We start from the raw sequence: 25,291 nt of genomic DNA on the forward strand, positions 1-25,291 counted from the left end.
TGGCGGCGTTCGAATGAATTACGAACCCGCCATGTTGAAGATCGAGTTCGGACCCAGCGGCACTGCCCTGACCGGCTCCACCGCCGGCGCCTCGGCGCGGCGGTCGCGCAGAACCGCGGGCGCGGCGCCTTCACGGGCGCGCTGCTTGTCCACCAGATCCTTGAGCGACACCGAATCGAGGTACTCGACCATTTTCTGGTTCAGCGTCGACCAGAGTTCGTGCGTCATGCAGTGGCCGTCGTGCTGCTTGGTGCCCTCGCAGGCGCCCTTGCCGCCGCACTGCGTGGCGTCGAGCGGCTCGTCTACGGCGATGATGATGTCCGCGACGGTCACGTCCTCCGCGCGACGCGCGAGGTTGTACCCGCCACCCGGCCCGCGGACCGATTCGACGATTTCATGACGGCGCAGCTTGCCGAACAGCTGTTCGAGGTACGACAGCGAGATGTGCTGCCGCTGGCTGATACCCGCAAGCGTCACCGGGCCCTGCTCCTGGCGCAGTGCCAGGTCAATCATCGCCGTGACGGCGAAACGGCCTTTGGTGGTGAGTCTCATGATGTAGGGGAACCGCAATTCTCGACAATTTTCGTCAAGTATAAATACATGACTAGTTTAGTCAAGTATCAACGTCGCCATTTGGGTTATTAGGCGCCCAGCGAATCGCAAAAATGGCCCGTTTTCTGCATTCGGCAGATCCGCACCGCTCGTCTCAGTCCGCCAGTTGCGGACGCAATACGGCGAGCAGACCCGCGCAGGCCGCCTCACATTGATCGAGCACCATTTCAAAACCCGCGTCGCCGCCAAAATAGGGATCGACTACCACCCGCACTTGAGCCTGCGGCGCGAACTCCATCAGCAAACGAATCTTGTCGCGCTCGCTCGCCGGGCAGACACCCTGGAGCGCGGTGACGTTGGCGTCGTCCATCGCCACGATCAGGTCGAAGCGGCGGAAATCCCCGGCCGCGATCTGCCGGGCGCGCAACGGCGCGAGATCGTAGCCGCGTTGGCCACCGGCCCGCTGAGCGCGCTCGTCGGGCGCCTCGCCGATGTGCCAGTCACCCGTCCCCGCCGAATCGACCTCGACGCGCCCCGCCAACCCCGCTTCATCCACGAGGCGCAACATCACCGCCTCGGCCGTGGGCGAGCGGCAGATATTGCCAAGACAAACGAAGCAGACGGAAACCTTTTTCATTCGTGGGAGCTGGAGCAACGGTCGCCGTTCAGTGCGCGCGGGCGAATCTCGAATTATACAAAGCGCGGGAAGCGCGCGCTGCCCGGCGCGTTGGCGCCAGAACGATCATCAGATCGCGTTCGACCGCGGCAACGGTGCGATACCGTTCATTGCCTTCACCGGCGTCTTGCCTTCGCTGCCCACGAGGCCATACGAGACCGCGCGCGCGAGTTCTGCCGTGACTTGATCGGCTGCGAGCGGCATTTGCTGCTCGGCAGTCTTCCATGCATGGACCCATGCGATTACCGCGAGCGGCACGATCAGCGCCAGCGGCCAGTACACCGTTATTTTCTTTCTCATGATGCGACTCTCTTTCGACTGTGAAGCGACAGGTGCGGACGCACTATCGCCAGTCGAGATGATATAGAGAGTCGCAATCAGGAAAAACCCGGTCCGGACGAACACACTGTTGCGCCAGCTTAAATAGTCGGCGACCTGAACTTGACCGATGGGTGCGCGTCAGGCCTGTTCGGCGCGCTTTGTCGCGTCCAGATGCGTGTGCCGCGCCCCGCGTACAACTCGCGAAACGTGCGGCCGACCGGCGCGGGCATGTCGCGCCCGTTGGTCCAGCCGCGCGCGAACGGCATCTTGCGAATGAGCCTGGCCTGCCCGCCCATGCGCTCCAGGATCCGCACACCGAGTTTGGTGAGCAACGCGTAGGCCGTTGGATGCAGCGCGAGCCAGCCCCACGCGGCGAGCGCCGCGCGCTCGCGCCAGGGGCGTAGATGCCGCTCTGCCTGCTTCTCGCGCAGTTTGCGCAGCAAGTCCGAAAGCGGAATTCCCACTGGGCAGACGCTATTGCACTCGCCGCAGAGCGTAGCGGCCTGCGGGAGATCGAGCGTCTTTTCGATGCCAACATAGCTTGGCGTGAGCACGGAGCCCATTGGCCCCGGGTAGACCCAGCCATAGGCATGCCCGCCCACCTTCTGATAGACCGGGCAGTGATTCATGCATGCCCCGCAACGGATGCAGCGCAGCATCTCCTGGAATTCGCCACCGATCAGCCCAGTGCGGCCGCCGTCCACGAGCACGACGTACATGTGCTGCGGACCGTCCTGATCCTCAGGTCCGCGCGGGCCCGTCAGAACCGAGAAGTAGTTCGACGTGGCCTGCCCCGTCGCCGAACGCGGCAACAGACGCATGGCGGTGGCGAGGTCTTCGAGCGTAGGCAGCACCTTCTCGATGCCCGTTACCGCCACATGCACCCGCGGCATCACCGTGCACATGCCCTCGTTGCCCTCGTTGGTCACCAGAACGACCGAACCCGTTTCCGCCACGAGGAAGTTGCCGCCCGTCACGCCCATATCCGCCGAGAGAAAATGCGGGCGCAGGACTTCACGCGCCTCACGCGTCATATCGGGAATTTCGGTCAGGCGTGGCTTGCCATGCGTCTTCGCGAAGAGATCGGCGATCTCGTCCTTGTCCTTGTGGACGACAGGCGCAATGATGTGGCTCGGCGGCTCGTTGTCGTTGATCTGCAGGATGTACTCGCCCAGATCGGTCTCGATGGACTGCACGCCCATTTCCGCGAGCACCGTATTGAGCCGCATTTCCTCCGAAACCATCGACTTGGTCTTGATGACCTTGTGCACGTCGTGGCGCCGCGCGATGTCCGCGACCAGCTTTGCAGCGTCTTGCGCCGTTTGCGCGTAGAGCACGGTCACTCCGCGCCGCGTTGCCTCGGTTTCGAACTGCTCGAGCCAGACATCGAGATTCTCGAGCGCACGGTTGCGACGCGCCTTGAGCGCCGCGCGCGTAGCGGGGAAATCGATCGCGGTGATCGCCTCGGCGCGCGCCGAAACGAACTTGGTCGAAAGTTTCTTGAGATTCTGCTGCAGACGCTGATCGGCCAGCTTCTGACCGGCGCGCGCCTTGAACTGCATCGATTGGACTTGCATGGCGTGTGGGCGATGTTGTGCGGTGTTCGGCGAGGTCCAGGCTATTCGTGCGTTCCGGGCACCAGGAGCGACGGCAAGCAGCGGCACATCACATATCGCCTGCCAGCACCTGCGCGATGTGCAACACGCGCGTGGTGGTGTCGCCGGTGCGACGCAGGCGGCCTTCGATGTTCAGCATGCAGCCGAGGTCGCCGAGTACCACGGCACCCGTCCCGCTCGCCTGTACATTTGCGCATTTTTCGTCTGCAATGGCCGTCGAGATGTCACCGTACTTCACGGCAAAGGTGCCGCCGAAGCCACAGCAATGCTCGCAGTCCTTCATCTCATGCACTTCGACGCCGCGCTGGGCGAGCAGTGCGCGCGGTTGCGCCTTCACGCCAAGTTCGCGCAGACCTGAGCACGAATCGTGATAAGTCACCGGCCCGCTGAACTCCCCTTGCGGCAGCGTGACCTTTGCGACGTTGGCGAGGAATTCCGTGAGTTCGTAGACGCGCTCGCGTAACTTGCCGTAGCGCGCCATCAATTCCGGATCGTCGCGAAACAGATCACCGTAGTGCACACGGATCATGCCGCCGCAAGACCCCGATGGGACGACGAGATAGTCGAACTGCTCGAACTCGCGCAGCGTCTTTTCCGCGAGATCACGCGCAAGCGCACGCTCGCCCGAGTTGTAGGCCGGCTGGCCACAGCAGGTTTGCGCAGGCGGCACGACGACTTCATAGCCTGCCTCTTCGAGCAATTTGAGCGTCGAAAAGCCAATTTCCGGACGCATCGTGTCAATGAGGCACGTGACGAACAAACCGACTCGCATGGGGACTCCTCGTTAAAACCGTCCCCGATTATCCGCTGTTTCGTCGCCACGACCAACGCGGGTCTGCATCACCCTCACCCGCCGTGCGAGATGCCGCAGCGCAGCGCAAACCTCCGTCCTACCGCTTACTTTTTTCACAATACGAGATACAATGCCCTTTCCGCCTCAAGTGTCCACCGAATCTGAACCCATGAGCGACACCCATCCAGATCCGAAGACCTCGATTCAGGTGATCGAGCGCATGATGCGCCTGCTGGACGCGCTGGCCGCGCACAGCGACCCTGTCAGCCTGAAGGAACTGGCGCTACGCACCGAACTGCACCCTTCGACTGCACATCGCATCCTGAACGATATGGTGAGCTGCCGTCTCGTCGACCGCTCCGATCCTGGCACCTACCGGCTTGGCATGCGGCTGCTCGAACTCGGCAACCTCGTGAAAGCGCGCCTTTCCGTGCGCGACGCGGCGCTCACGCCAATGCGCGAACTGCACCGCCTCACGGGCCAGACCGTCAACCTCTCCGTGCGCCAGGGCGACGAAATCGTCTATATCGAACGCGCCTATTCCGAGCGCTCGGGCATGCAGGTGGTGCGCGCCATTGGCGGCCGGGCCCCGCTGCACCTCACTTCGGTCGGCAAGCTCTTTCTCGCCGCCGACGAAGCGAACCGCGTGCGCGCCTACGCCACGCGCACCGGCCTTTCGGGCCACACGCGCAACAGCATCACCGACCTCGGACGGCTCGAGCGCGAACTCGCCCACGTCCGCCAGCAATTCTGCGCACGCGACAACGAAGAGCTCGAACTTGGCGTGCGCTGCATCGCCGCCGGCATCTACGACGACACCGGCAAACTCGTGGCGGGCCTTTCGCTCTCGGCACCCGCGGACCGCCTGCAGGATTCGTGGCTCGGCCAGTTGAGCAAGACCGCGCTCACGATTTCGGAGTCGCTGGGGTACCATTCGGAGCCCGCTGAAGGCAACGTGCAGCCTGCGTGAAATCAGGGCGAAGCAGAATCAAGAAGAGCGGAGGCGTGCCCTCCGCTTTTTTTTTGCTCGCCACCTGCCTCACGCCACCGGCTCATCGAGTTTCCGCCTCGGCTTCGTGTCGAGGTGGCGAGCTTCTTTTGCCAGATTCACCTGCCTTGCCGTTCGCGCCGTTTCCAGCAGCGCCGAGTCGATGCTGTATCCCTCGCGCCCCTTCACAATATTGCCGACGAAGCGAACGACGAGACATTCTGCCGTTCGTCATAGGACGAGCGGCACGCACCAGAAAGCAAAACGCCCCGCAGTTGCGAGGCGTTTGTCGGGCAAATCCGAAAAGGCGGGGATCAGGTGCCGGGGCCGCCCGCGTCGGCGCTCGTAATGCGCGGCTGCTGGTCGGCGCCGCCATTGTCGAGCCACGTGCGCACGCGCGTTGCATCCGCGAAGCGCGAGTACTTGCCGCTCGAATCGAGCAGGACCATGATCACCGGACGATTGTGAATCGTCGTCTGCATGACAAGGCACTCGCCCGCTTCGTTGATGAAGCCCGTCTTCTGCAGGCCGATGTCCCACGACGCATTGCGAACCAGCGCATTCGTGCTGTTGTAGGCGAGATTGCGCTTGCCCGTGAACACGTCGTAGCTGCGGTCGGTCGAGAACTGGCGAATCATCGGGTACTGGTAGGCCGCGTTCACCATCTTCACGAGGTCACGCGCGGTCGAGACGTTGTGGCTCGTGAGGCCCGTGGAATTCTCGAAGTGCGTATCGGTCATGCCGAGTTGCTTCGCCTTCGCGTTCATTGCCGCGATGAACGCCGGTCGGCCGCCCGGGTAATAGCGCGAGAGCGCCGCCGCCGCGCGGTTTTCCGACGCCATCAACGCGATGTGCAGCATGTCCTCGCGAGAGAGCACCGAACCCACTGAAAGACGCGAGCCCGTGTTCTTCTCGTAATCGCGGTCTTCGTCCGTGACTTCGATCGATTCCGAGAGCGACTCCTTCGAGTCGAGCACGACCATCGCGGTCATGAGCTTCGAGATCGAGGCGATCGGCACGACGGCGTGCGAGTTCTTGTCGAACAGCGGCTCGAGCGAGTTCTGGTCGACCACGTACGCAACGCCCGAGCGCAGCATCAGCGAGTCGGGCGTCTCGTGCAAACCAAACGCCTGACCGACGGTCGGCTGGCGCGGTTCGAACGCGACGCGGCGCACCGCCGAATGATGGCGGCCGTTCATCGTATAGGTGACGCGGCGCTTTTTCACCACCACACGCGCATCGTCGTCGTTCGCGGCGACGGTACGGGTTGCGCCCGCCTTTTTGGTGGCCTTCGCCGTTTCCGGCTCGGCCTTCGCAACCTTCTTGGTGGCCTTTTTCGCCTTGGCCGTTTTGGCCGGTGCAGCGTCTTGCGACGCAGCAAAGGCGCCCTCAGGCGCCACGAGCGTCGCACTGATCGCGACGGAAACAGCAACCGACAACGCGGTGCTGATAACCGACGACGGCATCAGTGAGAACGACAGGAGCTTGTCGGATTTCATTGGTGTTCTTGATGGAGCGGCGGGATCGTTCGCCAAGTGTAGTAAAACCACGAAAAATTCGCAAATTGAAGCACTTATCGGCGCTCATTAAACCGAAGTATGACCTCCGATTGAGCTAGCCAATGCACTTCCCGCATTCGATGGAGCCAGACAATTGCCAAGCCGTTCCTCTCGCCACGACGCCGCTTGCTGACAACGTTTGCGGCGCACGCACAGTGCGCTTGCTGCGTTAACGGCGTTCGTCGTGCGGAACTTGAACTGAGGAAAATACGGGTGAGATTGTCTGACCACCAGTGCCGCCGTGCCGCGCGACGCGCGTTCGACCGCAATGGATCATTAACGTTCCATGTAGGAATTCGGTGTACGCACCCAGGTGAAATCCCACAGGCGCGTTCATATGACCCATGCCGCATCTTGCCAGAAGCCGCGTTTCTGCGCTTGTCCCACCCTGCGCGCCGCCTTCCTCAACTAGCCTGGAGCCCCGCGCCTTGGGGCATCGGCGCAGTTGTCGCAGTCGCTCCATGCGCGAGGCATAAGTGACTGTTTAATAATAAATTATCGAGATTGTGCGACGCACCAAAAGGCCTTGACTTTCTTCCGCAGCATCCTAAAATCGAGTCAATGTTGCGACGCACAAAGCGAGTGACAGAGCACCAGCGCCGTGCCACTTACTTCAGGCGACCCACGAAGGCCGCCGACATACAGGAGCGTAAACATGAGTCTGCTGACCCCTGAGCAATTCGCCGCTGCCCAGAAAGCCAACCTCGAAACCCTGTTCGGCCTCACCGGCAAGGCATTCGAAGGCGTGGAAAAGCTCGTCGAATTGAATCTTCAGGCCGTCCGCTCGAATCTGGCGGAATCGCAGGAACACGCCCAGCGCGCACTGTCGGTGAAGGACGCGCAGGAATTCCTGGCCCTGCAAACGAGCTATGCCCAGCCGCTGACCGAAAAGCTGCTGTCGTATGGCCGTCATGTGTATGAAATCGCCTCGGCCACCCAGGCTGAGTTTGCGAAGGTCGCCGAAGCCCACTACGAAGAGCAGAACCGCAAGGTTCAATCGCTCGTCGACAACGTCGCGAAGAACGCACCGGCTGGCTCGGAAACCGCAGTTGCCGTGATCAAGTCGGCCATCAACGCCGCGAACACGACCTACGAAACGGTCCACAAGGCCACGAAGCAAGCCGTGGAAATGGCGGAAAGCAACTTCAACGCCGCCACCGCTGCTGCGAGCAAGGCTGCCGCCCAGGCGTCGCGCTCGGCTGCCGCTTCGGCCAAGAAGGTCTGAACGTTGTAGAGTGAGCCGGTGCGTGCGCTGAAGCAGCGGCGCACCGGGCGCCGGACCTGAACGCTCCGGCATGCCGCCCGGCATGTCACTTGCCCGGTCACCGACCGGGAATCTTTTTTACGCTCCGGCGCCTCTCGTAGCACCCCGCAGCACCGAGCGTTACCCCAAATGCAAACGGCGCACTCCTCACGGAGTGCGCCGTTTCTTCATGCGCGCCGCCGCAACGAGCGGCGCGGCACGAACTTACTTCTTCTTCTGCGGCGGCAGGTCAGTACAGACGCCCTCGTACAACTCGGCCGCCATGCCGATCGACTCGCCCAGCGTCGGGTGCGGGTGGATCGTCTTGCCGATGTCGGTCGCGTCCGCGCCCATTTCCACGGCGAGGCACACTTCGCTGATGAGGTCGCCCGCGTTCAGGCCGACGATACCGCCGCCGATCACGCGATGCGTCTCTTCGTCGAAGATCAGCTTCGTGAAGCCCTCGTCGCGGCCGTTGGCGATCGCGCGGCCCGAAGCGGCCCACGGGAATACGGCCTTGCCGTACTTGATGCCTTCGGCCTTGCACTGGTCCTCGGTCTTGCCGGCCCACGCCACTTCCGGATCCGTGTAGGCCACAGACGGAATCTGCAGCGCGTCGAAGTATGCCTTTTCGCCGTGCGCCGCTTCCGCCGCCACGTGGCCTTCATGCACGGCCTTGTGCGCGAGCATCGGCTGGCCGACCACGTCGCCGATCGCGAAGATGTGCGGCACGTTGGTGCGCATCTGCTTGTCGACTTCGATGAAGCCGCGATCCGTCACCGCTACGCCGGCCTTGTCCGCGCCGATCTTCTTGCCGTTGGGCGAGCGGCCCACGGCGACCAGCACGAGGTCGTAGCGCTGCGCTTCGGCCGGCGCCTTCTCGCCTTCGAACGACACGTAAATGCCGTCGTCCTTCGCCTCGGCCTTCGTGGTCTTGGTCTTGAGCATGACGTTCGCGAAGCGCTTCGCGTTGTACTTCTCCCAGACCTTCACGAGATCGCGGTCGGCGCCGGCCATCAGGCCGTCGAGCATTTCGACGACGTCGATCTGCGAGCCAAGCGTCGCGTAGACGGTGGCCATTTCCAGACCGATGATGCCGCCGCCGATCACGAGCATCTTCTGCGGAATCTGACGCAGTTCCAGTGCGCCGGTCGAATCGACCACGCGCGGATCTTCCGGCATGAACGGCAGCTTCACAGCCTGCGAACCGGCAGCGATGATCGCCTGCTTGAACTTGACGATCTTCTTGCCGCCCTCACCCGCCACTTCCATATGGTTCGGATCGAGGAACGTGCCCACGCCCGTCACGACTTCGACCTTGCGCGCCTTCGCCATGCCGGCGAGACCACCCGTGAGCTTCTTGACGACGCCCGACTTGAAGTCGCGCAGCTTGTCGAGATCGATCTGCGGCTTGCCGAACGTGATGCCGTGCGAGCCGAGCGCTGCGGCTTCGTCGATCACGAGCGCCGTGTGCAAGAGCGCCTTCGACGGAATGCAGCCGACGTTCAGACACACGCCGCCAAGCGTCGCATAACGCTCGACCAGCACGGTCTTCATGCCGAGGTCGGCGGAGCGGAACGCTGCCGAGTAGCCACCGGGGCCCGCGCCGAGCACGAGCATGTCGCATTCGACGTCGGCGCTACCGCTGAAGCTGCCGGCTTGCGGTGCAGGCGCTGTGGCCTTCGGTGCTTCGGCTGCCTTCGGCGCTTCAGCGGCCTTGGGCGCTTCGGCCTTCGGCGTGGGCGCGGCCGCGCCAACGGCCGCTTCGACCAGCGCGATCACCGTGCCTTGCGAAGCCTTGTCGCCGGCCTTGAGCTTCACTTCCTTGACGGTGCCCGCGACGTCGCTGGGCACTTCCATCGTGGCCTTGTCCGACTCGAGCGAGAGCAGCGTCTGCTCCTTCTCGATGACATCGCCCGCCTTGATGTTGACTTCGATGACGTCGATGTCCTTGAAGTCGCCGATGTCCGGCACTTTCACTTCGACGAGACTCATGGTGTCCCCTACCCCTAAAGGATGACCGGCCGCGCCAGCCGCGGCGCACACGTTATGAACGTGCGGCGCGGCGGCGCGAGCCGGTCAAATCGGTTTTACAGAATCACGCGGCGGAAATCGCCGAGGATCGAAGCGAGGTACGCGTTGAAGCGCGCGGCAGCTGCACCGTCGATCACGCGGTGATCGTACGAGAGCGACAGCGGCAGCGTGAGGCGCGGCACGAACTGCTTGCCGTCCCACACCGGCTTCATCGCGCTCTTCGACAAGCCGAGGATCGCCACTTCCGGTGCGTTGATGATCGGCGTGAAGTGCGTGCCGCCGATGCCGCCGAGCGACGAGATCGAGAAGCAGCCGCCTTGCATCTGGTCCGGCTTGAGCTTGCCTTCGCGCGCGAGCTTCGAGAGCTCGGCCATTTCCTTCGCGATGTCGGCAAGACCCTTCTTGTCCGCGTCGCGGATCACCGGGACGACGAGGCCGTTCGGCGTGTCGGCGGCGAAACCGATGTGGTAGTACTGCTTGAAGACGAGGTTGTCGCCGTCGAGGCTCGCGTTGAACGCCGGGAACTTCTTGAGCGCGGCGACGCAGGCCTTGATGACGAACGCGAGCATCGTGAACTTCACGCCCGCCTTCTCGTTCTCCTTGTTCAGCTGCACGCGCAGCGCTTCGAGGTCGGTGATGTCCGCTTCGTCGTTGTTCGTGACGTGCGGGATCATGACCCAGTTGCGGTGCAGGTTCGCGCCCGAGATCTTCTTGATGCGCGAGAGCGGTTGCGTATCGATCGGGCCGAACTTCGTGAAGTCGACCTTCGGCCACGGCAGCAGGTTCAGGCCCGCGCCGCCACCTGCCGGCGCTGCGGCAGCAGCAGGAGCCGCGAGCGCGCCCGTCATCACGCCCTTCACGAACGCGGTGACGTCGTCCTGCGTGATGCGGCCCTTGGGACCCGAGCCCGTCACGCGGCCAACGTCCACGCCAAGTTCGCGCGCGAACTTGCGCACGGACGGCGATGCATGGCTCGGACGGCGCGTGCCGCCTTCGCCTGCCGGAATGATCGGCGCCTGCGCGAGTGCCGACGGCGCGGCGGCCGCTGGCTTGGCCGGCTCTTGCTGCGGTGCGTCCGACGGTTCTTCGATGTGCTTCGCAGCCGGTGCGGCGGCAGGAGCCGCGGCGCCTTCCGCTTCGAGAACGACGATCTCGGTGCCTTCCGACACGTTGTCGCCGACCTTGACCTTGATTTCCTTGACGACGCCCGCCACCGGGCTCGGCACGTCCATGGTCGCCTTATCCGACTCGAGCGTAACGAGCGACTGCTCCTTCTCGACGCGGTCGCCCACTTTCACGCCGATCTCGATGACCGGTACGTCCTTGTAGTCGCCGATATCGGGGACCTTGACGGACTGCACGCCGCCGCTCGCCGCAGGCGCTGCAGCCGGGGCGGGAGCCGCCGCTTGCGCGGGCGCAGCGGCAGGAGCGGCCTTCTCCGCCTTCGCGGCGGGCGCGGCAGCGGCAGGCGCCGCGGCTGCGCCGGCACCGTCCAGCACCAGCACGAGCGAGCCTTCCGACACGTTGTCGCCCACCTTGACCTTCACTTCCTTGACCGTGCCCGACGCCGGGCTCGGCACGTCCATGGTCGCCTTGTCCGACTCGAGCGTGACGAGGGACTGCTCTTTTTCGACGGTATCGCCCGCCTTCACCAGCACCTCGATTACAGGAATGTCCTTGTAATCGCCGATGTCCGGCACCTTGACTTCGATCGCTTGACTCATTGTTAGTGTCTCCGGGGCCGCATACGACACGCCTCCCCGCTTCGGGGAGGCGCACATGCCACGCACAGGGGTGATGGATTAGACGGTCATCGGGTTGGGTTTGGACGGATCGAGGTTGTACTTGGCGATCGCCTCGCCAACCAGCTTACGCTCGATCTTGCCTTCGTCCGCAAGCGCGCCCAGCGCCGCAACCGTGGTCCAGTAACGATCGACTTCGAAGAAGTGACGCAGCTTTTCACGCGTATCCGAGCGGCCGAAGCCGTCGGTGCCGAGCACCACGAACTTGCGCGGCACGAGACCACGGATCTGGTCGACCAGCGCACGCACGTAGTCGGTCGAAGCGATGACCGGACCTTGCGTGTCCTTGAGCAGCTTCTCGACGTGTGATTCGCGGCGCGGCTCACTCGGGTGCAGCAGGTTCCAGCGCTCGACTTCGTGACCTTCACGTGCGAGTTCGGTGAAGCTCGGCACGCTCCAGAGGTCGGCTTCGACGCCCCAGTCGTTCTTCAGCAGGTCGGCCGCAGCGATCACTTCGTTGAAGATCGTGCCCGCGCCCATGAGTTGCACGCGCGGCGCCTTGGCGTTCGCGTCGCCCTTGCGGAACGCATACATGCCCTTGATGATGTCGGCCGCCACGCTCTCACCCTGCGGAATCGCCGGGTGCTCGTAGTTCTCGTTCATCACCGTGACGTAATAGAACACGTCTTCCTGGTCCTGCACCATGCGGCGCAGACCGTCTTGCATGATGACCGCGAGTTCATAGCCGAACGTCGGGTCGTAGCTCACGCAGTTCGGCACCGAAGCCGCCCACAGGAGCGAGTGGCCGTCTTCGTGCTGCAGACCTTCGCCGTTGAGCGTCGTGCGGCCAGCGGTGCCGCCCAGCAGGAAGCCGCGCGAGCGCATGTCGCCCGCGGCCCATGCCAGGTCGCCGATACGCTGGAAACCGAACATCGAGTAGAAGATGTAGAACGGGATCATGATCTCGCCGTGCGTCGAGTACGACGTCGCAGCTGCGATCCAGTCCGACATGCCGCCGGCTTCGTTGATGCCTTCCTGCAGGATCTGGCCGGTTTCCGATTCCCTGTAGAACATCAACTGGTCGGAGTCTTCCGGCACGTATTTCTGGCCTTGCTGATTCCAGATACCGATCTGGCGGAACAGGCCTTCCATACCGAAGGTACGCGACTCGTCCGGCACGATCGGCACGACGCGTTTGCCGAGCGCCTTGTCCTTCAGCAGGATGTTCAGGATCCGCACGAACGCCATCGTCGTGGAGATCTCGCGGCCTTCGCCCGTGCCCTTGAGCAGCGGCTCGAACGCGTCGAGCGCCGGCACCGGCAGCGACTCGGCCTTCTGGCGGCGAGCCGGGAGGTAGCCGCCCAGGTCCATGCGCTTCTGGCGCATGTACTCGAGTTCCTTCGAGCCTTCCTCGAACGTGAGGTACGGCACATCGACGATCTGCTCGTCGCTGATCGGCAGACGGAACTGGTCGCGGAACTTCTTGAGCTGATCCACCTGCATCTTCTTCTGCTGGTGGGTGATGTTCATGGCCTGGCCGGCTTCGCCCATGCCGTAGCCCTTGATCGTCTTCGCGAGGATGACGGTCGGTTGACCCTTCGAGTTCGATGCTTCGTGGAACGCCGCGTAGATCTTGTGCGGGTCGTGGCCGCCGCGGTTCAGGTTCCAGATGTCGTCGTCGGACCAGTCGGCGACCAGCGCCTTCAGTTCAGGCGTGTTGAAGAAGTGCTCGCGCACGAACGCGCCCGACTCCGACTTGTACGTCTGGTACTCGCCATCGACCACTTCCATCATGCGGCGCATGAGCGCGCCCGTCTTGTCGCGTACGAAGAGCGCGTCCCAGCGGCTGCCCCAGATGACCTTGACGACGTTCCAGCCGGCGCCGCGGAACTCGCTTTCGAGTTCCTGGATGATCTTGCCGTTGCCGCGCACCGGACCGTCCAGGCGCTGCAGATTGCAGTTGATGACGAACACGAGGTTGTCCAGACGCTCGCGGCCGGCCATGCCGATCGCGCCGAGCGATTCCGGCTCATCCGTTTCGCCGTCGCCGAGGAAGGCCCAGACCTTGCGGCCGTCGGTCTTCGCGATGCCGCGCGCCTGCAGGTACTTCATGAAGCGTGCCTGGTAGATCGCCATGATCGGGCCGAGACCCATCGAGACGGTCGGGAACTGCCAGAAGTCAGGCATCAGCCACGGGTGCGGGTACGACGAGATGCCCTCGCCGCCCACTTCCTGGCGGAAGTTATCGAGTTGCTTCTCGGTCAGACGGCCGAGCAGGAACGCGCGCGAGTAGACGCCCGGCGACGAGTGACCCTGCACGAACACGAGGTCGCCGCCATGCTCAGCCGAGGGCGCGCGCCAGAAGTGGTTGTAGCCGACGTCGTAAAGCGTGGCCGCCGATGCGAACGAGGCGATATGGCCGCCCACGTTCGTGTGCTTGCCCGCGCGCAGCACCATGGCCATGGCGTTCCAGCGCGTGTACGAGCGGATGCGGTGTTCGATGTCCTGGTCGCCCGGATTCTTGGCCTGGTTGGCGACGGGGATCGTGTTGATGTACGGCGTGTTGGCCGAGAACGGCAGATGCTCGCCGTGCACGCGGGCGAATTCGATCTGCTTTTCGATCAGGTAGTGGGCGCGATCAGGACCGACAGTCGAAATGACGCCGTCGAGCGCTTCGAGCCATTCGGCAGTTTCCTGAGGATCCTCGTCCTTGTCGGCGGCAACGTACTTGAGGACTTCGTCGGGTACAGCGGACATGCTCGTCTCCTGGATGTAGGGGAACGCTGTTGATCGGACCATGCGGGCGGCGACGCTTAAGACGTGACCGGGCCAACCGCAGCAGCTTCGGGGCGATTGTAATGACCCCCTGACCATCGCGCAACAAAATTTTCGAATTGCGAGATGCGATTTTATAATGCGAAAAATTGTTGCAGCGCACGCTTAATCGTTCGTGCCCCTGAGCCGATAACGGCCAGTTTGCGCCCGTTTGTCTGCGATTTACGGCTTTTTTCGCGGCATTTCCGTGTCTTACGCTGCGCTACAATCCTTGCCATGTTGACCGAACGGCTTTTCGCACGCTCGGCGCGGCCGCCCGGAACGCCCGGCGAGTCGTCGCCATCTCGCTGGCACCACGGACCCTGGTGGTCGAATTCCTATTTGCTGACGCCGCTCCTGTCGATCCTCGTGTTTTTGATCGTCATGAGCCTGATCTTGTGGAGCCTGAACCGCCGCGAGCAACAGCAGCAGGAAGACACGCTCTACCGCAATGTGGCGTGGGCCCAGCAGCAAATCCGGCTTTCCATGACAGGCGCCCAGGAGCAGCTGCAGGCGCTGGCTCGCGACCTGGCCGCGGGCCACGCCGATCCGCAGTATTTCCAGACGTCCACCACGGACATCATGCAGGGCCATCCTGAGATCCTCTATCTCAACTGGTACACGAGCCAGGAGGAGCCGCGCTGGCCCAACACGGCGATGCCGGTATTCGGCCAGCGCCTCGCTAAACCCAACGACGCGCAAATGGACGAGGCCGTGAAGGCCGCTTTCGCCGAGGCGCGCGCCACGCGCCGCCAGGTCTATTCGCCGCTCATTTACGACGACGTCGGTAATGGCTACATCACGCTCCAAACGCCGGTATACCGCGATCGGGAATTTCTTGGTTCGATCGCGGCCGTGTTCTCGGTCGAAGGCATCCTGAAGCACGACATCCCGCCCGAGCTGTCGGCCAAGTACAAGATCTCGATTCTCGACGCGAACAACCGCGAGCTCGCCACCACCTCGACGCGTCCGCGCCTGCCGCGCGACGTCTACTACGACCTGCCGCTCGACCCGCCGGGCCAGGGCGTTTCGGTGCGCGTGTACTCGTACCCGCAGATGACCAACTTCACGAACAACACGCTCGTGTGGCTGGTCGCCGGTCTGTCGTGCTTCGTGCTGTGGAGTCTCTGGAGCCTGTGGAAGCACACGCGCCAGCGTTTCGAGGCGCAGCAGGCGCTCTACGCGGAAGCGTTCTTCCGGCGCGCGATGGAAAATTCGGTGCTGATCGGCATGCGTGTGCTCGACATGCACGGGCGCATCACGCACGTGAACCCGGCGTTCTGCCGCATGACCGGCTGGGACGAAAGCGACCTCGTGGGCAAGAACGCGCCGTTCCCCTACTGGCCACGTGACGCGTACCCCGAAATGCAGCGCCAGCTCGACATGACGCTGCGCGGCAAGGCGCCTTCTTCGGGGTTCGAGCTGCGCGTACGCCGCAAGGACGGTTCGCAATTCCACGCGCGCCTTTATGTCTCGCCGCTCATCGACAGCTCGGGCCGCCAGACCGGCTGGATGTCGTCGATGACCGACATCACCGAGCCCAAGCGCGCACGCGAAGAGCTCGCCGCCGCGCACGAGCGCTTCACCACGGTGCTGGAAAGCCTCGACGCCGCCGTTTCGGTGCTCGCCGCCGACGAAGCCGAACTGCTGTTTGCAAACCGCTACTACCGCCACCTGTTCGGCATCCGCCCGGACGGCCATCTGGAACTCGCGGGCGGCGGCGGCTTCGATTCGGCAAGCGCCTCTTCGGACTCGATCGACATGGTCGACGCCTTCGCCGGCCTGCCCGCCACCGCGCTCACCGAGAGCACGGCGGACGCCCAGGAGGTCTACGTCGAGAGCATCCAGAAGTGGTTCGAAGTGCGCCGTCAGTACATCCAGTGGGTGGACGGCCACCTCGCTCAGATGCAGATCGCAACCGACATCACCACGCGCAAGCAGGCGCAGGAACTGGCCCGCCAGCAGGACGAAAAGCTCCAGTTCACGAGCCGCCTGATGACGATGGGCGAAATGGCGTCGTCGCTCGCGCACGAACTGAACCAGCCGCTCGCCGCGATCAACAACTATGCCTCGGGCACCGTCGCGCTCGTGAAGTCGGGCCGCGCCGCACCTGACAACCTGCTGCCCGTGCTCGAGAAAACGGCCCAGCAGGCCGTACGCGCGGGCATGATCATCAAGCGCATCCGCGAGTTCGTGAAGCGCTCTGAACCCAAGCGCCAGGCCACACGCGTGGCCGACATCGTCGCCGATGCGGTGGGTCTCGCCGAGATCGAGGCGCGCAAGCGCCGCATTCGCATCGTGACCGACATGCGCTCGCGCATGCCCGTGATTTACGTCGATCCGGTGCTGATCGAACAGGTCCTCGTCAATCTGCTGAAGAACGCGGCAGAAGCCATGGCTGAAGCGCGCCCGAATGCGATCGACCCGGTGATCCGCGTGATCGTGAAGCGCGAAGGCGGCAACGTGTGCATCAGCGTCGTCGATCAGGGCCCGGGCGTCGACGAAGCCACGGCCGAGCGCCTCTTCGAGCCCTTCTACAGCACCAAGTCGGACGGCATGGGCATGGGCCTGAACATTTGCCGTTCCATCATCGAATCGCACCGCGGGCGTCTCTGGGTGGTCAACAACGTCGAGTCCGACGGCCACATCAGCGGCGCTACGTTCCATTGCAGTCTGCCCATCGGCGAATCGGATACCCCCTCGCGGAACACCGACGAACCGACTCCACAAACCGTTACGGGAGAGTCATGAACAGCCCAGTCACCACCCAGGAAACCGTCTTTGTTGTCGATGACGACGAGGCCGTACGCGACTCCCTGCGTTGGCTCCTCGAAGCGAACGGCTATCGCGTTCAGTGCTTCAACAGCGCGGAGGAGTTCCTCGAGGGCTACCAGCCGGCGCAGCAGGCCGGGCAAATCGCCTGCCTGATTCTGGACGTGCGCATGTCGGGCATGAGCGGCCTCGAACTGCAGGAACGTCTGATCGCGGAAAACGCCTCGCTGCCGATCATCTTCGTGACGGGCCACGGCGACGTGCCCATGGCCGTCTCGACCATGAAGAAGGGAGCGATGGACTTCATCGAGAAGCCCTTCGACGAAGCCGAGTTGCGTAAGCTCGTCGAGCGCATGCTCGACAAGGCGCGCAACGAAAGCACCAACGTGCAGCAACAGCGCGCCACCGCCGAGCGCCTCGGCAAGCTCACGGCGCGCGAACATCAGGTGCTCGAGCGCATCATCGCGGGTCGCCTGAACAAGCAGATCGCCGACGACCTCGGCATCAGCATCAAGACGGTGGAGGCGCACCGCGCCAACATCATGGAGAAGCTCAACGTCAACACGGTCGCCGACCTGCTGCGTCTCGCCCTCTCCAACAAGCCGCAACAGGCGCAGCAGTAAGCGCATCTTTCCCGGGCTGCATCCGCGCGCGCCAAGGTGCGCGTATGCAGCCCGCGGCGTCTCACCGCGACTCCCTTCCCTCGCCCATCGTCCGTTCAGGCCGGAGCGCGCCCGCCGCGCGGGTATAATGTCGCCCTTCGAATGGCGCCCGCCCTATGCCGCTCGGGCGCACCCTACCCGCGCCCACGCACGCCAGCGCCCATACGTGCCCCGCATCGCCCACTCTCGACCTCGACCGACCATGACTGCCACTATCATCGACGGCAACGCCCTCTCCAAGAAACTGCGCGCCGAAGTCGCCACGCGCGCCGCCGCCCTCACCGCGCGCGGCCATCAGCCGGGACTCGCCGTCGTGCTGGTCGGCGACAATCCGGCGAGCGAAGTCTATGTGCGCAACAAGATCAAGGCCTGCGAAGACAACGGCCTCTACTCGTCGTACGACCGCTACCCCGCGTCGCTTTCCGAAGCCGACCTGCTCAAGCGCATCGACGAACTGAACCGCGACCCGAAGATCAACGGCATTCTCGTGCAACTGCCGCTGCCCAAACACATCGACAGCCACAAGGTGATCGAGGCGATCGCGCCCGAGAAGGACGTGGACGGCTTTCACGTCGCCAACGCGGGCGCGCTTATGACGGGCCAGCCGCTCTTTCGCCCCTGCACGCCCTATGGCGTGATGAAGATGTTCGAGGAATACAAAATCCCGCTCGAAGGCGCGAGCGCCGTGGTGATCGGCCGATCGAACATCGTCGGCAAGCCGATGGCGCTGCTGTTGCTCGAAAAGGGTGCGACGGTCACGATCTGCCACAGCAAGACGCGCGACCTCGCGAAGCACACGCGCGACGCCGATATCGTGGTCGCCGCGGTGGGCAAGCGCAACGTGCTGACCGCCGACATGATCAAGCCCGGCGCGACCGTGATCGACGTGGGCATGAACCGCGACGACAACGGCAAGCTCTGCGGCGACGTCGATTTCGCGGGCCTGAAAGACGTGGCCGGCTTCATCACGCCGGTGCCGGGCGGCGTCGGCCCAATGACCATCACCATGCTGCTCGTGAACACGATCGAAGCGGCGGAGCGCGCGGCGGCAGCGTAAGCACTGCGCGACCACGCGTCGCGGCATGGCATTCTCGAAGCGGCCCATCACGGGCCGCTTTCTTTTTGCGGCGCCGCCCGCGCGCGCCACGCGGGCAGGGATTTCGCCGCCGTTGCGTCACATCTGTTAATTTGCTCGGATAACCCGGTTGGAAAGCACGCTTGGCGCCCCAATAACCGAAATATCGGGCATGCGCGCGCATGCTGCGCCCCGATCCCCTAACCCGCGACAGACAGGAACAGGAAGCATCATGGCTACTACCCCCTCCGACAATCCGCTCCTCGATTTCACCGGCCTGCCGCGCTTTGGCGAAATCCGCCCCGAGCATGTGACACCCGCGCTCGACGTGCTGCTCGCGAACGCGAAGGCCGCGGTCGAGCGCGCCGCACAACCCATGACGCCCTCGCAATGGAGCGACGTGGTCGAGCCGGTCGAGCGCGCCAGCGAGCCGCTTTCGCGCGCCTGGGGCGTGGTCGGTCACCTGAACGCCGTCGCTGACACGCCCGAACTGCGCGCCGCTCACGGCGAGAACCTGCCGCGCGTGACCGAATTCTGGTCGAGCGTCGGCCAGAATCTCGAGCTCTTCAAGAAGTACAAGGCCATCACGAATCACAACTCGTTCGAACTGCTCTCGGGCGAGCGCAAGAAGATCCTCGACAACTCGCTGCGCGACTTCCGCCTCTCGGGCGCGGAACTGCCCGAAGCACAGAAGCCGCGCTTCGCCGAACTGCAGGAGCGCCAGGCCGCGCTCGCCAAAGCCTTCTCCGACCACGTGCTTGACGCGACCAATGGCTTCGCGTTCTTCGCGAAGAACGAAGCTGAACTCGTGGGCCTGCCCGAAGACGTGATCGCCGCCGCGCGCGAAGCCGCCGAGCGCGAGAACAAGGAAGGCTGGAAGTTCACGCTGCACTTCCCCTCGTATTTCCCGGTGCTCCAGTACTCGGAAAACCGCGCGATGCGGGAGACGATGTACCGCGCGTACGTCACGCGCGCTTCCGAGCTTGGTCCCGTCTACGGCGGCGGCCAGGCCGAATGGGACAACACGGCGATCATCGAGGAGCAACTGAAGCTGCGCGCCGAAGAAGCGAAGATGCTCGGCTACAACAACTTCGCCGAAGTCTCGCTCACGCCGAAGATGGCGGAAACGCCTGCTCAGGTGATGAGCTTCCTCGAAGACCTCGCCACGCGCGCCCGCCCGCACGCCGAAAAAGACTGGGAAGAACTGCGCGATTTTGCCGCGACCGAACTGGGCCTCGCGCAGATCGAACCGTGGGACATGGCGTTCGCCGCCGAGCGCCTGCGCCAGAAGCGCTACTCGTTCTCGGAGAACGAGGTGAAGCAGTACTTCCCGGAAGACTTCGTGCTGCAGGGCCTTTTCAAGGTCACGGAAACGCTGTTCGGCGTGCGTATCCGCCCGGACAGCGCGCCGGTGTGGAATCCCGATGTGCGTTTCTTCCGCGTGGAAAACGCGGACGGCACGCTCGTCGCGCAGTTCTATCTCGACCTGTACGCGCGCGAAGGCAAGCGCGGCGGCGCATGGATGGACGACGCGCGCTCGCGCCGCAAGCTCGAAGGCAACGGCGTGCAAACGCCCGTCGCGTATCTCACGTGCAACTTCTCCGCCCCGGTGGGCGGCCGCCCCGCGTGCTTCACGCACGACGAAGTCATCACGCTCTTCCATGAGTTCGGCCACGGCCTGCACCACATGCTCACGCGTGTGGACGAGTTGGGCGTATCGGGCATCAACGGCGTGGAGTGGGACGCTGTCGAACTGCCCTCGCAGTTCATGGAGAACTTCTGCTGGGAATGGGACGTGGTGCGCGAAATGAGCTCGCACGTCGAAACCGCGAAGCCGCTGCCGCGCGAACTCTTCGACAAGATGCTCGCCGCAAAGAACTTCCAGAGCGGTCTCGGCACGCTGCGCCAGATCGTGTTCTCGATGTTCGACATGGCGCTGCACGTCGACTTCGACGCTTCGAAGGGCAAGAGCGCGAACGACCTGGCACGCGAGATCAACGAGCGCTATCACGTCATCCCGCAGACTTCCTTCTCGCGTTGGCCGAACACGTTCAGCCACATCTTCGCGGGCGGCTACGCGGCTGGCTATTACAGCTACAAGTGGGCCGAAGTGCTTTCCGCCGACGCTTACGCGGCCTTCGAGGAAGCCGCGCAAGCCGCGAAGTCGAGCGTGCTCGACGAAGCGACCGGCACGCGCTACCGCAAGGAAATTCTGGAAGTGGGCGGCAGCCGTCCGGCGATGGAGTCGTTCAAGGCTTTCCGCGGCCGCGAGCCGAACATTGACGCGCTGCTGCGTCACAACGGCATGGAGCAGCCGCCGGCACAGCAATGACCCTGTGACACGCTCGTAAGCGATCCGAACTAAAACCGCGCATGGGTGTGCAACCCATGCGCGGTTTTTTATTGCCGCCCGTTTTATCGATGCAGCTTGAAATCGACGCTTTCGGGCCGCCCTTCGAGCGAAAGCGCCGCGCGCTGCGCGGGTTGCCGGCTCACCACCCTGCCCCGGCTCACGACCGCAAGCCGCGCTGCGCGCAGCCGGATCGCTTCGATAGGATCGCGCGCGTCGAGCACCACGAGGTTCGCCGCGCAACCGGGCGCAACGCCATAGCCTTCGAGGCCGAGGATCGCCGCGGCATTCACGGTCACTGCGTCGAAGCAGGCGCGCGAAGCGTCGGTGCCCGTCATCTGCGCGACGTGCAGGCCCATATGCGCGACTTCGAGCATGTCGCCCGAACCGAAGCTGTACCACGGGTCCATCACGCAATCGTGGCCGAACGCGACGCTCACGCCCGCCGCCATCAACTCAGGCACGCGCGTCATGCCGCGCCGCTTCGGATAGGTATCGGCGCGCCCTTGCAGCGTGATGTTGATGAGCGGATTCGCGATCGCTGCGACACCGGATTCGCGCATGAGCGGAATCAGCTTGCTCACGTAGTAGTTGTCCATCGAATGCATCGACGTGAGATGCGAGCCGGCCACGCGCCCGTGCATGCCGAGGCGCTGCGTTTGCGCCGCGAGCGTTTCGATGTGGCGCGAAAGCGGGTCGTCGGATTCGTCGCAATGCATGTCCACGCGCAGGCCCTTTTCGGCAGCGAACTCGCAGAGCAGGCGCACCGATTCGGCACCCTCTGCCATCGTGCGCTCGAAGTGGGGAATGCCACCCACCACGTCGACACCCATCGCGATCGCGCGCTTGAGATTGTCGAATGCACCGGGGCTACGCAAAACGCCATCCTGCGGAAACGCCACGAGCTGGAGATCGAGATACGGCGCGACACGGCGCTTCACTTCGAGCAGCGCTTCGACCGCGAGCAATCGCGCGTCGCACACATCGACATGCGAGCGCATTGCGAGCAGCCCGCGCGCGACGGCCCAGTCGCAGTACTGAAGCGCGCGCTCGACGAGCGCCTCCTGCGTGAGATGCGGCTTGAGCTCGCCCCACAGCGCGATGCCCTCCAGCAGCGTGCCCGACGCATTCACGCGCGGCAAGCCATATGAGAGCGTGGCGTCCATGTGGAAATGCGCGTCGACGAACGGCGCGCTCACGAGCGCACCCTCAGCATCGACCTCCTCGCGCGCCGCCGTCGCAAGATGCGGTTCCACGGCGGTAATAAGCCCGGCCTCGATGCCGATATCCACCGTGGGATACCCAGCGGGATGCGCATGCGCGAGCACCGCGCGGCGAATGATCAGGTCCATTTGCGGCTCCTTGTTCTGGCGTGGTGGCGTGTCGCTATCGTTTTGACTCGCGTCGATTCTATCGGCGCCAGAATGCCGCCGCCAGCGGCGTGGCCCGCGTCCACGCGAAGTCGTCACACGAACGCGATCGGGCCGTCGTCTTCCGCGGGATCGTCGTCGAGGTAGGGTACTTCTCCATCGCGGTGGGCAGGATCAGCAGTTTGGGACATTTGCGCATGGCGATCGCCTACGACATCGCCGAATGAATGCCGAAGCGCCGCGCATTTCAACCGACGCGTAGAAGCAGTCGCGATGGATGATCTTGCGAGCGGCGGTGGCAAGTGCGGCGGCAGAGTGCCCGACATCAGGCGCTGCCGGCGGCGCGAGGTCAGGAGAAGGCGCGGTCACGGTCCCGATACTGTGCAAACACATAGTGCTATTTTCCAGACAAGTGTCCGTGCCCTTTATCTGCTTCCGTACCGCCTCGGATCGGCCATACCGTCTCTGTACTGCCGGCTGCGCGGGCCTATACTCGTGCGGACTGAACAGTCCACGAGAATGAGGAACGTATCGATGAAAACTATTGGCGTGATTGGTGGGATGAGCTGGGAATCGTCCGCCGAGTATTACCGGCTGCTGAACCGTCACGCGAAGGCGCGCCTGGGCGGTCATCACAATGCGCGCAGTCTGATGGTGACGGTGGACTTCGCGCAGGTCGAAGCACTCCAGCGCGCGGGCGACTGGGACGCGCTAGGCGTGCAGATGGCCGAGGCCGCGCAACAGCTCGAACGCGGGGGCGCCGACATCGTGCTGCTCGCGACGAACACGATGCACCGCGTGCGCGCGGCGATCGAGGCGACGATCTCGATCCCCTTTCTGCATATCGCGGACCCGACCGGCCAGGCGTTGCGCGCCTCAGGCTTCACGCGAGCAGGCCTGCTCGGCACGCGCTACACGATGGAACAGGACTTCTACGTGGGACGATTGCGCGAGGCACATGGCATCGAAGCGATCGTGCCGAACGAACACGATCGCGCGGACGTGCACCGCATCATCTACGACGAGCTGTGTCACGGCAATGTGGATGCGCAATCGCGCGGTGTGTATCAGCGCGTGATCGAAGACCTCGCGGCACGCGGCGCGCAAGCGGTCATTCTCGGTTGCACGGAAATCACGCTGCTGATTGGCCAGAAGGATTCGACGCTGCCGGTGTTCGACACCACCGCGTTGCATGCGCAGGCTGCGGTGGATTGGGCGATTGGAAGCCAGACAGACGCTTAGCGATGGCGTTCGTTGTAGACGGCTGCCTCGCGCAGGTCGTCCTTGGCCTGCTGCAGCAGTTGCAAGGCGTGCTCTGCGTGGCCGCCAAACTGGCCGTGATTACTCTTGCGCGCAGCGTCGATATGCGAGCTACTCTGATCGATCAGTTGTTGCGGAGCTTCGAGATTCGGATACTGGGAAGACGGCGCGGCAAATGCGGTTGCGACGCAGCGCAGTGCAAGACCTGCCGACTCGGCAGCGAGGGAAAAGAGCTTCACGTGTTTGCTTCAGAAAAGAGCGGGACGCAGTTGCATCCCAGGACGTTAGCCAACAACGACGACCGCGCCGAGATGGCAAAGGTAGCGGTCTGTTGAGCTAACGTCTGTGGTTTCCGGCTGTTGACGTGCCTGGCAATTCTTGACGTTGCCGCTAACTACTAGATTAGTCGTGGCCGATGCAACGGTTGTGCGGCGTCAGAAGCGGACAATATTGGATAAGCAGGCGAATTCCACCCTCGTTCAACTTGCCTCTCCGGGTGCAAGTCATTGTAATGACCCGGCGAAACCTGCACAGGTTAAGCGGCTAAAGCGAATGCTTCAGCCGGGTTTTCATCTTCATCGCTCGATGGAACCGTCGATGGCTGTAGAACTAGATCCAGTCAGCAATCACGCCGTTGGCGCGCTGCAGCTTCTCGAAGCGATGGCGATGCACGCATTGCTCCTTGAGCGTGCGAATCACACGCTCAACCATCCCGTTCTGTTGCGGGCAGTGAGGCGTGATGAACTCCCGGCGCAAACCGTAGCCGCGTACCAAGGCCGCGTAATCTCGGCTCGTGACGACCCGCCCGTTGTGACTTCTCAGCAGGAACGGGTCTCGGCACCCGTCCGAGCGTTCCGAACCGGGCGTGCTGGCCCTTACCTCTGCGTAACAAATGCCAGCCGAGCAGTTCCCGTGTTTGGCAGTCGATCACGAATGCCAGCGTCGCCCAACCATCACGCCCAGGCCGCTCGCATCGAGTGGCTTGGGCTGAGCGGGACGACCCGGAAAATGCAAACCGAACCGCGCCGGGTTTGCAGTCGACATCCCTCAGAATTAGCCGGTTGTACGGTGCGACTCGGGTACACACGGTGTACGCACACCGCTGGCAATGTTGCGGCCCGTCAAGCCGTTGCAATTTTCTGACCGGAGCCTATTGAGGCGGGATTGCGGCAGACGTAGAAAGCGGGTTGGGCTGCATGAGCCCCACGCCGCGGCCTCTCTACCCTTTGCAGTCCTAACGCACCAGGCCGCGTCTCCCACGACAATCAGCAAGGAGGCCAGGCCTGTGGCAGACCTGCAAGACGTGTTGCTTGCCATCCCGGGAAGGCAGGCGTTTCACCTGGACATGCCAGGTACGCCCGCCGCGGCAGCGCTCTCGGTGGTGTCGTTCAAGGCAACCGAGAAGATGGGTGCCGCAAGCGAAGTGCGCATCGTCGCGACCCACCCGCAGCAGCTTGCACGTGC

Annotated in this window: 19 protein-coding genes and 1 pseudogene; 7 read left to right on the forward strand and 13 right to left on the reverse strand. The window is 63.7% G+C overall.

Annotated features, from left to right (window positions below; all coding sequences use genetic code 11):
* Positions 1-18: 18 nt before the first annotated feature.
* The 5 genes from iscR to JMY28_RS18040 form a co-directional block, all read right to left on the reverse strand.
* On the reverse strand, positions 19-552 hold the full coding sequence (iscR, locus tag JMY28_RS18020) for a Fe-S cluster assembly transcriptional regulator IscR (RefSeq protein ID WP_158757571.1): 534 nt from the start codon (positions 550-552) through the stop codon (positions 19-21).
* Positions 553-706: 154 nt separating this feature from the next.
* Positions 707-1,189 (reverse strand): low molecular weight protein-tyrosine-phosphatase, encoded by a 483-nt coding sequence (locus tag JMY28_RS18025; protein ID WP_201697256.1) that lies wholly within the window; start codon positions 1,187-1,189, stop codon positions 707-709.
* A gap of 108 nt (positions 1,190-1,297) precedes the next feature.
* Complete coding sequence (locus JMY28_RS18030) at positions 1,298-1,528, reverse strand: hypothetical protein (RefSeq protein ID WP_201697257.1); 231 nt, start codon at positions 1,526-1,528, stop codon at positions 1,298-1,300.
* 119 nt (positions 1,529-1,647) lie between these two features.
* Positions 1,648-3,126 carry a lactate utilization protein B gene (locus JMY28_RS18035; RefSeq protein ID WP_201697258.1) on the reverse strand — a complete coding sequence of 493 codons (1,479 nt, stop codon included), beginning with the start codon at positions 3,124-3,126 and terminating at the stop codon, positions 1,648-1,650.
* 88 nt (positions 3,127-3,214) lie between these two features.
* Complete coding sequence (locus tag JMY28_RS18040; protein ID WP_201697259.1) at positions 3,215-3,937, reverse strand: (Fe-S)-binding protein; 723 nt, start codon at positions 3,935-3,937, stop codon at positions 3,215-3,217.
* 190 nt (positions 3,938-4,127) lie between these two features.
* Here JMY28_RS18040 and JMY28_RS18045 point away from each other — a divergent pair, with 190 nt between their 5' ends.
* Complete coding sequence (locus tag JMY28_RS18045) at positions 4,128-4,928, forward strand: IclR family transcriptional regulator (protein WP_201697260.1); 801 nt, start codon at positions 4,128-4,130, stop codon at positions 4,926-4,928.
* A 332-nt stretch (positions 4,929-5,260) separates the two neighbouring features.
* Here the strand turns inward: JMY28_RS18045 and pbpG are convergent, their stop codons facing one another.
* Complete coding sequence (gene pbpG / locus JMY28_RS18050; RefSeq protein WP_201697261.1) at positions 5,261-6,445, reverse strand: D-alanyl-D-alanine endopeptidase; 1,185 nt, start codon at positions 6,443-6,445, stop codon at positions 5,261-5,263.
* Positions 6,446-7,160: 715 nt separating this feature from the next.
* On the opposite strand from pbpG, the gene JMY28_RS18055 reads away from it, so the two are divergent.
* Positions 7,161-7,730, forward strand: coding sequence for a phasin family protein (locus JMY28_RS18055; protein WP_201697262.1), 570 nt, complete (start codon positions 7,161-7,163; stop codon positions 7,728-7,730).
* A 243-nt stretch (positions 7,731-7,973) separates the two neighbouring features.
* Here the strand turns inward: JMY28_RS18055 and lpdA are convergent, their stop codons facing one another.
* The 3 genes from lpdA to aceE all read right to left on the reverse strand — a co-directional run bounded on the left by lpdA (position 7,974) and on the right by aceE (position 14,281).
* Positions 7,974-9,743: a dihydrolipoyl dehydrogenase gene (gene lpdA, locus JMY28_RS18060; protein WP_201697263.1), complete on the reverse strand. Its 1,770-nt coding sequence runs from the start codon at positions 9,741-9,743 to the stop codon at positions 7,974-7,976.
* A gap of 95 nt (positions 9,744-9,838) precedes the next feature.
* Positions 9,839-11,506 (reverse strand): dihydrolipoyllysine-residue acetyltransferase, encoded by a 1,668-nt coding sequence (gene aceF, locus JMY28_RS18065; protein ID WP_201697264.1) that lies wholly within the window; start codon positions 11,504-11,506, stop codon positions 9,839-9,841.
* 78 nt (positions 11,507-11,584) lie between these two features.
* Positions 11,585-14,281 carry a pyruvate dehydrogenase (acetyl-transferring), homodimeric type gene (gene aceE, locus JMY28_RS18070; RefSeq protein ID WP_201697265.1) on the reverse strand — a complete coding sequence of 899 codons (2,697 nt, stop codon included), beginning with the start codon at positions 14,279-14,281 and terminating at the stop codon, positions 11,585-11,587.
* Positions 14,282-14,575: 294 nt separating this feature from the next.
* Between aceE and fixL the strand changes: the two genes are divergently transcribed.
* The 4 genes from fixL (at position 14,576) to JMY28_RS18090 (ending at position 21,179) form a co-directional block, all read left to right on the forward strand.
* Positions 14,576-17,089, forward strand: coding sequence for an oxygen sensor histidine kinase FixL (gene fixL / locus JMY28_RS18075; protein WP_201697266.1), 2,514 nt, complete (start codon positions 14,576-14,578; stop codon positions 17,087-17,089).
* On the forward strand, positions 17,086-17,733 hold the full coding sequence (gene fixJ / locus JMY28_RS18080) for an oxygen response regulator transcription factor FixJ (protein WP_201697267.1): 648 nt from the start codon (positions 17,086-17,088) through the stop codon (positions 17,731-17,733). The genes fixL and fixJ overlap by 4 nt, the downstream gene beginning before the upstream one ends.
* Positions 17,734-17,974: 241 nt before the next feature.
* Positions 17,975-18,829 (forward strand): bifunctional methylenetetrahydrofolate dehydrogenase/methenyltetrahydrofolate cyclohydrolase FolD, encoded by an 855-nt coding sequence (gene folD / locus JMY28_RS18085; protein ID WP_201697268.1) that lies wholly within the window; start codon positions 17,975-17,977, stop codon positions 18,827-18,829.
* A 250-nt stretch (positions 18,830-19,079) separates the two neighbouring features.
* On the forward strand, positions 19,080-21,179 hold the full coding sequence (locus JMY28_RS18090) for a M3 family metallopeptidase (RefSeq protein WP_201697269.1): 2,100 nt from the start codon (positions 19,080-19,082) through the stop codon (positions 21,177-21,179).
* 83 nt (positions 21,180-21,262) lie between these two features.
* On the opposite strand, the gene JMY28_RS18095 is transcribed toward JMY28_RS18090, so the two are convergent.
* Together JMY28_RS18095 and JMY28_RS39635 are read right to left on the reverse strand one after the other, a co-directional pair.
* Positions 21,263-22,549: an amidohydrolase family protein gene (locus JMY28_RS18095; RefSeq protein ID WP_201697270.1), complete on the reverse strand. Its 1,287-nt coding sequence runs from the start codon at positions 22,547-22,549 to the stop codon at positions 21,263-21,265.
* A gap of 154 nt (positions 22,550-22,703) precedes the next feature.
* Positions 22,704-22,960 (reverse strand): annotated as a pseudogene (locus tag JMY28_RS39635) (DNA polymerase IV); the annotation flags it as partial.
* A gap of 141 nt (positions 22,961-23,101) precedes the next feature.
* Here JMY28_RS39635 and JMY28_RS18100 point away from each other — a divergent pair.
* On the forward strand, positions 23,102-23,809 hold the full coding sequence (locus JMY28_RS18100) for an aspartate/glutamate racemase family protein (protein ID WP_201697271.1): 708 nt from the start codon (positions 23,102-23,104) through the stop codon (positions 23,807-23,809).
* Here JMY28_RS18100 and JMY28_RS18105 read toward each other — a convergent pair.
* Together JMY28_RS18105 and JMY28_RS38955 are read right to left on the reverse strand one after the other, a co-directional pair.
* Positions 23,806-24,066 (reverse strand): hypothetical protein, encoded by a 261-nt coding sequence (locus tag JMY28_RS18105; RefSeq protein WP_201697272.1) that lies wholly within the window; start codon positions 24,064-24,066, stop codon positions 23,806-23,808. The genes JMY28_RS18100 and JMY28_RS18105 overlap by 4 nt on opposite strands.
* 370 nt (positions 24,067-24,436) lie before the next feature.
* A complete protein-coding gene (locus JMY28_RS38955; protein ID WP_236596910.1) occupies positions 24,437-24,538 on the reverse strand; it encodes a transposase in 102 nt (33 codons plus the stop codon).
* Positions 24,539-25,291: the final 753 nt, after the last annotated feature.

Source organism: Paraburkholderia hiiakae, from assembly GCF_904848665.1.
In the GTDB taxonomy this organism is placed as follows: Bacteria; Pseudomonadota; Gammaproteobacteria; order Burkholderiales; family Burkholderiaceae; genus Paraburkholderia; species Paraburkholderia hiiakae.

Coding starts and splice junctions, on each gene's coding strand:
- aceE (WP_201697265.1), bottom strand. CDS start 14,281: ATGTCCGCTGTACCCGACGAAGTCCTCAAGTACGTTGCCGCCGACAAG.
- JMY28_RS18045 (WP_201697260.1), top strand. CDS start 4,128: ATGAGCGACACCCATCCAGATCCGAAGACCTCGATTCAGGTGATCGAG.
- folD (WP_201697268.1), top strand. CDS start 17,975: ATGACTGCCACTATCATCGACGGCAACGCCCTCTCCAAGAAACTGCGC.
- pbpG (WP_201697261.1), bottom strand. CDS start 6,445: ATGAAATCCGACAAGCTCCTGTCGTTCTCACTGATGCCGTCGTCGGTT.
- JMY28_RS18035 (WP_201697258.1), bottom strand. CDS start 3,126: ATGCAAGTCCAATCGATGCAGTTCAAGGCGCGCGCCGGTCAGAAGCTG.
- JMY28_RS18100 (WP_201697271.1), top strand. CDS start 23,102: ATGAAAACTATTGGCGTGATTGGTGGGATGAGCTGGGAATCGTCCGCC.
- aceF (WP_201697264.1), bottom strand. CDS start 11,506: ATGAGTCAAGCGATCGAAGTCAAGGTGCCGGACATCGGCGATTACAAG.
- iscR (WP_158757571.1), bottom strand. CDS start 552: ATGAGACTCACCACCAAAGGCCGTTTCGCCGTCACGGCGATGATTGAC.
- JMY28_RS18025 (WP_201697256.1), bottom strand. CDS start 1,189: ATGAAAAAGGTTTCCGTCTGCTTCGTTTGTCTTGGCAATATCTGCCGC.
- JMY28_RS18055 (WP_201697262.1), top strand. CDS start 7,161: ATGAGTCTGCTGACCCCTGAGCAATTCGCCGCTGCCCAGAAAGCCAAC.
- JMY28_RS38955 (WP_236596910.1), bottom strand. CDS start 24,538: ATGGTTGAGCGTGTGATTCGCACGCTCAAGGAGCAATGCGTGCATCGC.
- fixJ (WP_201697267.1), top strand. CDS start 17,086: ATGAACAGCCCAGTCACCACCCAGGAAACCGTCTTTGTTGTCGATGAC.
- fixL (WP_201697266.1), top strand. CDS start 14,576: ATGTTGACCGAACGGCTTTTCGCACGCTCGGCGCGGCCGCCCGGAACG.
- lpdA (WP_201697263.1), bottom strand. CDS start 9,743: ATGAGTCTCGTCGAAGTGAAAGTGCCGGACATCGGCGACTTCAAGGAC.
- JMY28_RS18095 (WP_201697270.1), bottom strand. CDS start 22,549: ATGGACCTGATCATTCGCCGCGCGGTGCTCGCGCATGCGCATCCCGCT.
- JMY28_RS18030 (WP_201697257.1), bottom strand. CDS start 1,528: ATGAGAAAGAAAATAACGGTGTACTGGCCGCTGGCGCTGATCGTGCCG.
- JMY28_RS18040 (WP_201697259.1), bottom strand. CDS start 3,937: ATGCGAGTCGGTTTGTTCGTCACGTGCCTCATTGACACGATGCGTCCG.
- JMY28_RS18090 (WP_201697269.1), top strand. CDS start 19,080: ATGGCTACTACCCCCTCCGACAATCCGCTCCTCGATTTCACCGGCCTG.